At 74.2% G+C, this 11,155-nt stretch carries 7 protein-coding genes; 5 read left to right on the top strand and 2 right to left on the bottom strand.

The window, feature by feature from the left end; translation table 11 throughout:
* Window positions 1-1,215 (top strand): HNH endonuclease signature motif containing protein (locus G514_RS0106145; protein ID WP_084151827.1); only part of this gene is annotated, 1,215 nt, incomplete at its 5' end.
* A 5-nt stretch (window positions 1,216-1,220) separates the two neighbouring features.
* Here the strand turns inward: G514_RS0106145 and G514_RS0106140 are convergent.
* Complete coding sequence (locus G514_RS0106140) at window positions 1,221-2,615, bottom strand: MFS transporter (RefSeq protein ID WP_036563772.1); 1,395 nt, start codon at window positions 2,613-2,615, stop codon at window positions 1,221-1,223.
* Between the two features lie 196 nt (window positions 2,616-2,811).
* Here G514_RS0106140 and G514_RS0106135 point away from each other — a divergent pair, with 196 nt between their 5' ends.
* The 4 genes from G514_RS0106135 (at window position 2,812) to G514_RS0106120 (ending at window position 8,361) form a co-directional block, all read left to right on the top strand.
* Window positions 2,812-4,341 (top strand): MFS transporter, encoded by a 1,530-nt coding sequence (locus G514_RS0106135; protein ID WP_084151821.1) that lies wholly within the window; start codon window positions 2,812-2,814, stop codon window positions 4,339-4,341.
* A 61-nt stretch (window positions 4,342-4,402) separates the two neighbouring features.
* Window positions 4,403-4,660, top strand: a complete 258-nt coding sequence (locus G514_RS0106130) for a hypothetical protein (protein WP_157544625.1) — start codon at window positions 4,403-4,405, stop codon at window positions 4,658-4,660.
* A gap of 52 nt (window positions 4,661-4,712) precedes the next feature.
* The gene (locus G514_RS0106125; RefSeq protein WP_028651029.1) at window positions 4,713-7,442 is read left to right on the top strand and encodes an ATP-binding protein; all 2,730 of its coding nucleotides are present in this window, start codon (window positions 4,713-4,715) and stop codon (window positions 7,440-7,442) included.
* Between the two features lie 124 nt (window positions 7,443-7,566).
* Complete coding sequence (locus G514_RS0106120) at window positions 7,567-8,361, top strand: SCO6745 family protein (protein ID WP_245582116.1); 795 nt, start codon at window positions 7,567-7,569, stop codon at window positions 8,359-8,361.
* Window positions 8,362-8,402: 41 nt separating this feature from the next.
* Here G514_RS0106120 and glgP read toward each other — a convergent pair whose 3' ends face one another.
* A complete protein-coding gene (gene glgP / locus G514_RS0106115; protein ID WP_028651027.1) occupies window positions 8,403-10,979 on the bottom strand; it encodes an alpha-glucan family phosphorylase in 2,577 nt (858 codons plus the stop codon).
* Between the last annotated feature and the right edge of the window lie 176 nt (window positions 10,980-11,155).

Raw genomic sequence — 11,155 nt, 5'->3', positions numbered from 1 at the left:
CCGGTCACCCGGGCGGTCACTGGCGTGCGTGAAGAACTCTCCGCCGTCGCGGACACACCGGTGTGGTCGATGAACGCCGACGACACCGTCGCTACCATCGCCGAAGTCCAGTCCGCCAAGGCACAGCTCGCCGAGCTCGAAGCACGACTCCTGACCCACGCCGGCCGTGTCGACCTCCCCGGCCAGACCGGGGCGACCTCGACCGCCACCTGGCACGCCGCCACCACCCGCACCACGAAGACCCACGCCCACCGGACCATGCGGCTCGCCGACGGGCTCGAGCTGCATGAGGCGACCAGGACCGCGCTCGCCGACGGTCGGGTGCACGTCGAGCAATCCGAGGCCATCCTCCGGGCGCTCGCCGACCTGCCCGACGACCTCGACGCGGCGATCGCGGCTGAGGCCGAGCGGCGGCTCCTGGAGTACGCACGCGAGTTCGACGCCAAGCAGCTGAAGGTCCTCGGCAGGCGGATCCTCGAGGTCACCTCCCCCGAGACCGCCGACGCCCACGAAGCCACACTCCTCGAAGGAGAAGAGCGCCGGGCCGCGGCAGCCACCCGCCTGACCATCTGGGACGACGGGCACGGCACGACCCACGGCCGCTTCACCCTCGACACCCTCACCGGCGCCATGCTCAAGAAGCACCTGTTCGCCCTGGCCGCGCCGAAGCACCAGGCATCCAAAGGACCACTCAGCGAGCGGAGACCCACCCCGCAGCGCCTCGGAGAAGCGTTCGTCGAGCTCATCCAGCGCTACCCCAACAAGAAGCTCCCCAAGGCCGGCGGCCTCAACGCCACCGTCGTCGTGATGATGACGCTCGACGCGCTCGAGGGCCGGCTGAAGGCCGCCCACCTCGACACCGGCGAACGACTCTCCCCCGGTGCCGCACGGCGGCTCGCCTGCGAAGCAGGCGTCCTCCCCGCAGTCCTGGACGGCAAGTCCCACGTCCTCGACCTCGGCCGCAAGCAGCGCTTCGCCTCCGAGGCCCAACGCATCGCCAAGACCATCGAAGCCTGCGGCTGCGAGATCGACGGCTGCGACTGGCCACCCGGCATGACCCACACCCACCACCAGAAACGCTGGACATACGGCGGCAACACCAACCTCCGCGACCTCATCTCACTCTGCCCCCACCACCACGCACGAGCCCACGACCCCCGCTACCACCTCGACCAACTCCCCACCGGGAAGTACACCTTCCACCGACGCACGTGAGCCGATCAGGAGCGCCGCGCGACGGTGCACCCCAGCAGCGCCGTGGCGACCGCGACCGCCGCGGCGACCGTGAACGCTGCAGTGAAGCCTGAGGAGCCCGCCAGGGCGATGCCGATGAAGGTGGCCGTGCCGAGAGCGGCGCCGACCTGGGTCGCCGAGCTGGCGAGCCCCGAGGCCAGCCCGGCGTGGGTGTCGGGGGCCGCTGACGCGATGACCATCGTGGTCGGCGTGAAGCTCAGCGCGACGCCGGTGGCCACCAGCAGCAGCCCGGGCAGCACGCCGACCGCGTAGCCGGCACCGAGGGGTGCGTGGGCGATCCACAGCTGTCCGGCGGCCAGCACGAGCAGCCCACCGATCATGGCGCGGCGGGGGCCGAACCGCTTCAGGACGCGGGGCAGGAGGGTCAGGGAGACGGCGAGGCCGGTCAGGGAGGTGGGGACCATCGCGAGACCGCCCCGCTCGGGCGCCATCGCGAGCTCCTTCTGGAGGTACAGCGCGACCAGCACGAAGCTGGACGCCCGGGTCGCGCCGCCCGTCACGGCGAGGGCGACGCCGACCGAGAGCACGCGGGAGCGGAAGAGCTCGAGCGGGACCAGCGGGTCGGCCGCGCGGCGCTCGGCGGCGACGAAGGCGCCCAGGAGCACGACCGCGCCGCCGAGGCCGAGGACGACCCGCGGTGAGAGCCAGCCGCCCTCCCCGACGCCCAGCGCGCCGTGCACCAGGGCGACGACCGCGCCCGTCACGAAGACGGCACCGCTGACGTCGAAGCGGCGCCTGACGCCTCGCGCGCTGTCGTCGAGCACCCGGCGGCTCAGCACGACGGCCGCCACCGAGACCGGCACGGTCACGAGGAAGACCGAGGACCAGCCGAAGGCGCCGGCCAGCAGTCCTCCGGCGAAGACGCCGGTCGCGCCGCCCATCGCCGATGCGGCGCCCCACAGGCTCATGGCGCGAGCACGCTGCTCGCCGGGGAAGGTCACGAGCAGCAGCGACATCGCCGCGGGGCTGAGCGCCGCGGCCCCGGCCCCCTGCACGACGCGACCCGCGACGAGGAGCCACCCCGTGCCGGCGGCTGCGGCCAGCAGGGTGCCCACGGTGAACAGCGCGGCACCGACGCCGAACATCCGGCGGCGTCCCACGAGGTCCGCCACCCGCCCGAGGAGCAGCAGCAGGCCCCCGAAGGTCAGGACGTAGGCGTTGACGACCCAGGTCAGCGCGCTCGCGCTGAGCCCGAGGTCGGCCTCGATGGACGGCAGCGCCACGTTGACGATCGAGGTGTCGAGCATGACCACGAACTGCGCCGAGACCAGCAGTCCGAGCGCGAGGGCTCGGCGTCGGCTCGTGGCGCGCTCGGCCGGCAGGGGCGAGGCGGCAACGGCGGGTGCGGGGCTGAGAGTCATGGCTACACCGTCGTGGCGGGGACCGCCGGGTCGCACCGGCGAGATCGCCGGGTTCCGGAGCGCTCGCACCCCTCCGGGCGCCGGGTCACCAGGTCTCGCGAACCCGGCGATTTCGCCAGCGCGACCGGTGAGCCACCTCGACGACTCTTCTCGACGCCGGCACCGCACGAGCCGGCTCGACCCAGAGGAGAACCAGATGTCCACCGAGCTCCACCACCGGCCGGCCGGTCACGGCCACCACCAGACCGGCCACCACACCGGCCACCACACCGGCCAGCATCACTCCGGCCCGCATCACACCGGCCCGGACGCCGAGCCGCCGCGTCGCCCCTGGACCGTCCTCGCGCTCATGCTCGCGGCCCAGGTGATGGTCGTCCTCGACGTCAGCGTCGTGAACGTCGCGCTTCCCAGCATCGCCACGGACCTGCGCCTGTCGTCGGGCGACTACCAGTGGGCGGTCAGCGCCTACGTCCTGCTCAGCGGCGGGTTCCTCCTCCTCGGCGGGCGGATGGCGGACCTGTTCGACCGGCGCCGGATGTTCCTCACGGGCCTCGTGGTGTTCACGACCGGGTCGCTCGCCGCAGGGTTCGCCGACTCGGCCCTCAACCTCGTCCTCGCCCGCGGCGCCCAGGGCGCCGGCGCGGCGATGCTGACGCCGGCCGCGATGTCGATCGTGATGGCGAGCTACGCCGGCCGGCAGCGCGCCACCGCGCTGGCCCTCTGGGGCACCGTCGCGAGCATGGGCATCGCCGCCGGCGTGCTCTTCGGCGGCATCCTGACCACGGCGTTCGACTGGCGCGCGGTCTTCTTCATCAACGTGCCGATCGGCGTCGCCGTGCTGGTGGGCGTGCTGGCCAAGGTTCCGTCGATGCCGGCCTCCACCTCGGGTCGCCGCCGCCTGGACGTCTCGGGCGCCCTGCTGCTCGTCTCGGGCCTGCTCGCGCTGGTGTACGCCGTCGAGTCGACCACCAGCCACGGCTGGACGGCCGTCGAGACCCTGGCAGCGGCGGGCGCCGCGGCCGCGCTGCTGACCGGGTTCGTCGTCAACGAGCGCAAGGTCGCCGCCCCGATCGTCCCGCCCGCGACCTGGCGGGTCCGGTCGCTGGTGTCCGCGTCGGTCGTGATGGCCGGCGTCACCGGCGCCGTCGTCGGCGCGATCTTCCTGAGCTCGCTCTACCTCCAGCAGGTGCTGGGGTCGTCCGCGCTCGTCGCGGGGCTGCAGTTCCTGCCCCTCGCGGCGTTCATCACGGCCTCGGCCGCCGTCGCGTCGCACCTCCTCGCCCACGTCGGCGCCAAGCGGCTGATCGTGACCGGCCTCGTGATCGCCGCAGCCGGCGCGCTCGTGCTCGCCGGCGTGGACGCCGACCCGAGCTACGTCACCGACGTGCTGCCCGGGTTCGCGCTGCTCGGCCTCGGTGTCGGGCCGATGTTCGTGGCGATCTCCGTCGCGGCGATGAGCGACGTCGCTCCGGAGCAGTCCGGCCTCGGGTCGGGCCTGCTGATGACCGGCCACGAGATCGGTGCCGCTCTCGGGGTGGCGGCCCTGACCGCCGTCGCCGGCGACCTCACCACCCCCGCCGGGATCGTCGGTGGCAGCCAGGACGCGTTCGTCGCGGTGGCGATCGGACTGGCCGCGCTGCTCGTGCCGACGCTCCTGCTCCCCCGGCACGACCCGGACGCCGCGGTGCCCGCGGGCCACGGCCACGCCCACGGCCACGGCCACTGACGTCCAGGACCCGCCCCCGCACAGCCGGTCCCCGGTGCAGCCCGCACCGGGGACCGGCCGCGTGCCGAGCCAGCAGGAGAGCGCGATGATGCGCGGCACGCCCCGCACCTTCGTCGGCTCGGTCGTCCTCGACCTCGCCGGCCCGGTCGATCCAGCCACCGCCGCTCAGGTGCGCGCCGAGCTGGAGCGGCACCCCCGCATTCGGGCCTGCGAGCTGGACGCCGCGTCGGGCACGCTCGTCGTGACCGCGCGAGCGGCAGCCGACCGCAACGACGTGGTGGCCGTGCTCGAACGGCTCGGGTGCCCGGTCCGCGGGTGACGGACCGGTCGTGACGGCCGCGCACCCCGCAGGCGGCGCTAGGGTGCGGGCCGTGCTGAGGGGACGGGAGCGCGAGCAGGCGGAGCTGCGCGCCCTGACCGACCGGGCCCTCGACGGACAGGGTGCGGCCCTCCTCCTGCGTGGGCAGCCCGGCGTGGGCAAGACCGCCCTCGTGGACAGCGTCGTCGACTCGGCCGGGGAGACGCTCACGGTGCTGCGCACCCGAGGCGTGGAGTCCGAGGCGCCCCTCCCCTTCGCCGCGCTGCACCGGTTGCTCCGACCGGTCCTGAGCCACCTCGACGGTGTGCCGGCACCGCAGGCGGAGGCCCTCAGGACCGCGTTCGGCGAGACCGGCGACGGCGTGCCGGACCGGCACCTCGTCTATCTCGCCACCCTCAACCTGCTCAGCGAGGTCTCCGCCGACCGCCCCGTGCTGGCCGTCGCCGACGACGCGCACTGGCTCGACGACGCCTCCGCCGCCGCCCTCCTCTTCACGGCCCGCCGCCTGGAGGGCGAGCCGGTCGCACTCCTCTTCGCCGTGCGTGACGACGAGACCGGCGCCTTCGACGTCCGCGACCTGCCCGTGCTGGAGCTGACCGGGGTCGACGGCCAGGCCGCGGACGCGCTCATCGCCGACCGGTCGGGCACCCCGGTCGCCGCCCAGGTGCGCGCCGAGCTGCGCGCGGCCACCGGCGGCAACCCCCTCGGGCTGCTCGAGCTCACCGGCGCGCTGAACGCCGAGCAGCTGGCCGGTCGCGAGCGCCTGCCCGAGCGGCTGCCCCTGACGGCCGGGGTCGAGCAGGCGTTCCTCGAGCGCTACCGGCGCCTCCCCGACGAGACCCGGACCCTGCTCCTCGTCGCGGCGGCCGACGACACCGGACGCACCGCGACCGTCCTGCGCGCGGCCGAGGCCCTCGGCGCGGGCATCGGCGACCTCGACCGGGCGGAGCGGTCGGAGCTGGTGCGGGTCGACGACGACGCCGTGACGCTGCGTCACCCGCTGGTCCGCTCGGCGATCTACGGCGCCGCCACCACCTCCGCGCGGCACCGCGTGCACCGTGCCCTGGCGGACGCGCTGGCGGGCACCCCGCAGGAGGACCGGCGCGCCTGGCACCTGGCGGCGGCCGCCGAGGGTCCCGACGAGGAGGTCGTCACCGCGCTCGTGCAGGCCGCCGAGCGCGCCCAGGCCCGCGGCGGGCACGAGGCCGCGGCCGCGGCCTGGCACCGCGCCGCCGAGCTCACCCTCGACCCGGCCGCCCGCGCGGAGCGGCTCCACCACGCGGCGGTCTCGAGCTGGTCGGCCGGCCGCGCGCTCGAGACGGACCGGATCGTCCGGGCCGCGCTCGTCGACGCCGACGACCCGGTGCTGCGCGTCGAGCTCCTCGTCCTCCAGGGGCAGGTCGAGTGGAACACCGGGTCGCTCGACGACGGCTACCGCATCGTGTGCCGGGCGGCTGCCGCCGCGGCGGCGTACGACGTCGAGCGGGCCCGGGTCCTCGCGGTGCTGGCGTCCGCGCTCGCGTCGTTCGGGGCACGCGCCGGCGACGCACCCGACCCGGCCACGATCACCCCGGCGCCGACCGCCGCCGACGGACCCGAGCAGGTCGTGGCGGCCGCCCTGATCGAGGGGTTCACCGCCGTGAGCCGCGACGACTGGTCCACCGCGGCACGCGCCCTGCGCCGGGCGTGGGACACGCCCCTCGGCCCCGGCGCCCCGCCCCTGCTCCGGTCGAACCTCGCCATCGCCACCCTGCACCTCGGGGACGACGAGCGCGCCATCGACCTGCACGACCTGCAGCTCCAGCAGGCCCGCGACGCAGGAGCGATCACGATGATCGAGCACGCGCTCACCCGCGGCGCCGTGTTCCGGATCGCCACGGGCGCGTGGTCCGAGGCGACCACCGCCGCCCAGGAGGCGCTGCTGCTCGACCGCAACCTCGGCCTCGACGAGCTCGTCACGTTCCCTCTCGCCGAGCTCGCGCTGGTCGCCGCGCTGCGCGGCGAGGGCCGCGCCCCCCAGGTCTTCGAGGAGCTCGAGGCCGCCCTCGCCGAGCGCCCGCCACGCGGTGCGATCACCGGGATCGTCTCGGGCCTCACGCACTGGGCGGCCGCCCGGCAGCCGGACGTCCCCCCGGCGACGGCCCTGCACCACCTCGAGCAGATCGACCTGCCGGTCGCGAGGTGGCTCTCTGCCCTCGACCGGGTGGAGACCGCCGTGCGCGCCGACCGGCGAGACCTGGCCGAGGCGTGGCTCGCCGAGCTCCACGCCTTCGCGGAGGGCACCGACATGGCCTGGGCGTGGGCGGTGGTCCACCACGGCCGCGCGGTCCTCGGCGACGACGTCGAGCACAACCTGCTGCGGGCGCTCGAGTGGCACGAGCGCTCTCCCCGGCGTCCCGCGCGCGCCCGGACCCAGCTGGCGCTCGGCGAGCACCTGCGCCGCACCCGCCGCCGCACCGACGCCCGCCCGCCGCTGCGCGCCGCCCTCGACGCCTTCGAGGAGCTCGGGGCGACCTCCTGGGCCGAGCGCGCCCGGCAGGAGCTGCGCGCCTCGGGCGAGACCGCCCGCCGCGGCGACCGGCTCGTGCCCACGGGCCTGACCGCCCAGGAGTCGCAGATCGCCGGGCTGGTGCGCCAGGGCCTCTCCAACAAGGACGTCGCCGCCCGCCTCTACATCAGCCCGCGGACCGTCGACTTCCACCTGCGCAACGTCTTCAGCAAGCTCGAGATCACCTCACGCACCGAGCTCGCGGCACTGCCCGACGAGTCGCTGTCGACCTGACCGGCCCCCGGTTGTCGTATCCGGGCAGCCGCGTTCGTGGTAGCGGTGACGGCTCCCTCCGGGAGCACCCCACGACGCACAGGAGCGATCACCGATGCCCCACCCCCGTTCGACCGTCCGCCGCATGTTCGAGCTGCTCGAGCCGATCGCGATGGCGACGTTCTCTGGCATCTGCAACGACCGGTTCCTCGCGCTCGGCTGTCGCAGCTACTGGGACGGCTACTTCGCGGGCCGGGCCGCGCCCCTCGGCGACGCGCCGGCCGAGGTGGTCGACGCAGTCTTCTACAACTTCGCGCCCGGCGAGGTGGCTCGCCACATCCCCCGCGTCTGGTCGCTGATGACGCCGGCGCAGGCTCTCGAGACCCGCGAGCGGGGCAGCGCCGACGCCCTGCGGCACGGGCTCGGGGACTTCGTCGGCTGCCCCGGCGTCGTCCGGGCCGGCGAGCTGGCGGTCCGGGCCGGCAGCAGGGCACCCACCGAGGGCCGGGCGCTGTACGCCGGCCTCCGCGCGGTCGCCGTGCCGGAGGAGCCGGTGGCCCGGCTGTGGCACGGCGCCACCCTGCTCCGGGAGCACCGGGGCGACGGTCACAACATCGCGCTGGCCGCGCACGGGATCGGGCGCACCGAGGCCCACGTGCTCCTCGCGCTCTCGCTCGACATGCGGGCCGAGGACTTCGGCCGGGTCTCGCACCTGCCCGGGGAGCAGCTGGCCGCTGTCGTCGACGGGCTGCGCGAGCGGGGGCTGGTGACCGCCGAGGGCCGGTTCACCGACGCGGGCCGCGAGCGCAAGGCGAGCATCGAGGCGCTCACCGACGAGCTCGCCGCGCCGGCGTACGACGCCCTGAGCCCGGCCGAGCTCGACGAGCTCGTCGCCGCGCTCGAGCCGCTGTCGGCAGCCGTCGCCGCGGCCGACCTCTGAGCCGCGCCTGAAGTCCCCGAGGTGACCGAGGTCTTCGGGGGTCAGGCGATCGCGACGACCCCGAGCTCGGCGACCGAGGTGAGCAGCTCGTTGCGCGGGATCACGCGCACCGTGTAGCCGAAGGGACCGCCTCGGTCGAGCTCGATGTCGCCGTCGAAGCGGTAGCGACCACCGTCGTAGCTCTCGGCGGGGCCGAGGTCCATCACGGTCACGTCGGTGAGGACGTCGTTGCTGTCGATCTTGCCGTGCAGGACCTGGACGTGGACGTCGTCGGTCGACAGGTCACCGAGGCAGACGAACGCCCGGACGCTCAGGATCGCGCCGACCTCGGCCGCGTCGCCGACGCCCGAGGACTCGACGTGCTCGACCTTCACCGAGGGCCACGCGGCCCGCACCCGCTTCTTCCACGCGGCGAGCCTTGCCGCGCCGGCGTAGTCGGCGTTGAGGAGCCGCGCGTTGCCGGCCGCCGGCGCGTAGAGCTCGCGCACGTAGTCGCGGACCATCCGGGTGGCGAGCACCTTGGGGCCGAGCGACTTGAGCGTGTGGCGCACCATCTCGAGCCACCGGACCGGCACGCCGTCCTGGTCGTGGTCGTAGAAGCGCGGTGCGACCTCGTGCTCGATCAGGTCGTAGAGGGAGGCCGCCTCGAGGTCGTCGCGCTTGTCGACGTCCTCGACGCCGTCGGCCGTCGGGATCGCCCAGCCGTTGTCGCCGTCGTACCACTCGTCCCACCAGCCGTCGAGGACCGACAGGTTGAGGCCGCCGTTGAGCGCGGCCTTCATGCCCGACGTGCCGCAGGCCTCGTAGGGGCGCAGCGGGTTGTTGAGCCAGACGTCGCAGCCGGGGTAGAGCGGCTGCGCCATCGCGATGTCGTAGTTGGGCAGGAACACGATCCGGTGCCGGATCTCCGGGTCGTCGGAGAGCTTGACGATGTCCTGGATCAGCTTCTTGCCGCCGTCGTCGGCCGGATGCGCCTTGCCGGCGATCACGAGCTGAACCGGCCGCTCGGGGTGCAGCAGGAGCCGCTTGAGCCGCTCGGGGTCGCGCATCATCAGCGTCAGCCGCTTGTACGACGCCGCCCGGCGCGCGAAGCCGATGGTCAGCACGTCGGCGTCGAGGGCGGAGTCGATCCACGACAGCTCGGCCTTCGCCACCCCGCGCTGCTGCCACGACTTGGCCAGCCGGCGTCGGGCGTCGAGGACGAGTCGCTCGCGGAGCTGACGCTTGACCGCCCACACGTCGGCGCCGGGGACCTTGTCGACCGCGGCCCAGACCGAGTCGGTGTCGTCGGACACGGTGTCGGCACCCTGCGCGGCCGCGAGGTCGAACATCTCGCGGGCCACCCATGTCGGCGCGTGCACGCCGTTGGTGATCGAGCCGATCGGGACCTCGGCCTCGTCGAAGGCCGGCCACAGCCCGTTGAACATGCCGCGGCTCACCTGGCCGTGGAGCTGCGAGACGCCGTTGGCGCGCTGCGCGAGGCGGAAGCCCATCACGGCCATGTTGAAGACCGTCGGGTCGCCGCCCTCGTAGTCCTCGGTGCCGAGCGCCAGCAGCTTGTCGATCGGCACGCCCGGGGTGGCGCCGCTCTCGCCGAAGTACTGCTCGACGAGGGTGCGCGGGAAGCGGTCGATGCCGGCCGGCACCGGCGTGTGGGTGGTGAAGACGGTCGCCGCGCGGCCCATCTCGAGCGCGGTGTCCCAGTCGACCTTGGGGCCGCTCTCCTCGACCGTGAGCTCGCGGATCCGCTCGATGCCGAGGAACCCCGCGTGCCCCTCGTTGGTGTGGAACACCTCGGGCGAGGGGTGCCCGGTCAGCCGGCTGAAGACGCGCAGCGCCCGGACGCCGCCCACGCCGAGCAGGAGCTCCTGGCGCAGCCGGTGCTCGCTGTTGCCGCCGTAGAGGCGGTCGGTGACGTCGACGTAGTGCTGTGGGTTGCCCTCGACGTCGGTGTCGAGCATGAGCAGCGGGACCCGGCCCACCGAGACCACCCAGATGCGCGCGACCAGCGGCGGGCCGTCGGGCAGGTCGATCGAGATCGTCGCGCGGGTGCCGTCGGGCTCGCGGAGCAGCGAGATCGGCAGCCCGTCGGGGTCGAGCACGGGGTAGCTCTCCTGCTGCCAGCCCTCGCTCGAGAGCGACTGCTTGAAGTAGCCGTGCCGGTAGAGCAGGCCTACGCCGACGATCGGGACGCCGAGGTCGCTCGCGGCCTTGAGGTGGTCGCCGGCGAGGATCCCGAGACCGCCGGAGTACTGGGGCAGCACCGCGGTGATGCCGAACTCGGGCGAGAAGTAGCCGATCGCCCTGGGGCCGTCCTGGACGCGGCGCTGGTACCAGCGGTCCTCGGAGAGGTACGCCGCGAGGTCACGCTCGGCCGCGCCGAGCCGCTCGCAGAACTCGCCGTCGGCCGCGAGCTCGGCGAACCGGGCCTTGTCAACCCCGCCGAGCATCCGCACCGGGTCGCGCCCGGTGGACTCCCACAGGGCCGGGTCGACCGAGGCGAAGACGTCCTGGGTCGGCGGGTGCCACGACCACCTCAGGTTGTTGGCCAGCTCTCCGAGTGCCGAGAGGGCCTCGGGGAGCACGGGGCGGACGGTGAATCGTCGGATGGCACGCACCCGCAGACGTTAGCGCGATGTCTTGGATCGTTCCAACCCCGTTCGCCGCCCGCGGCCGCTCTGGACCAGTCGTCGCACGTCAGAGGCCGCATAACGCATCAGCACACGTCTCGTTGACCGATGAAGCGGGTGGGTGCGACATGGGGACGCGCCCACCCGCCTTCACGTCTCCGCGC

The organism is Nocardioides halotolerans DSM 19273 (assembly GCF_000422805.1).
GTDB classification, from domain to species: Bacteria; Actinomycetota; Actinomycetes; order Propionibacteriales; family Nocardioidaceae; genus Nocardioides; species Nocardioides halotolerans.
This window is presented reverse-complemented; position numbering and strand designations above follow the sequence as displayed.

Coding starts and splice junctions, on each gene's coding strand:
- G514_RS0106120 (WP_245582116.1), top strand. CDS start 7,567: ATGTTCGAGCTGCTCGAGCCGATCGCGATGGCGACGTTCTCTGGCATC.
- G514_RS0106140 (WP_036563772.1), bottom strand. CDS start 2,615: ATGACTCTCAGCCCCGCACCCGCCGTTGCCGCCTCGCCCCTGCCGGCC.
- G514_RS0106135 (WP_084151821.1), top strand. CDS start 2,812: ATGTCCACCGAGCTCCACCACCGGCCGGCCGGTCACGGCCACCACCAG.